1 protein-coding gene is annotated in these 317 nt (G+C 68.5%); it reads left to right on the plus strand.

Going from position 1 to position 317, the window contains the following annotated elements; genetic code table 11:
* A partial coding sequence (locus tag AC0L3O_RS35570; protein ID WP_473618175.1) for a TCP-1/cpn60 chaperonin family protein occupies nucleotides 1–317 on the plus strand: 317 nt, incomplete at both ends.

Raw genomic sequence — 317 nt, forward strand, 5'->3', positions numbered from 1 at the left:
CTGGCGGGCGGCGTTGCCGTCATCCGCGTCGGCGGTGCGACCGAGATCGAAGTCAAGGAAAAGAAGGACCGCGTCGATGACGCCCTCAACGCGACCCGCGCGGCCGTCGAAGAAGGCATCGTTCCTGGCGGCGGCGTCGCACTCCTGCGCGCTTCGCTGAGCATCAAGGCTGTCGGCGCCAACTCCGACCAGACCGCTGGCATCGCCATCGTGCGTCGCGCGCTGCAGGCTCCGGCCCGTCAGATCGCGGCCAACGCCGGTGCGGAAGCATCGATCGTTGCCGGCAAGATCCTCGAGAACAAGGGCCCGACCTTCGG

The organism is Mesorhizobium sp. WSM4810 (genome assembly GCF_055811235.1).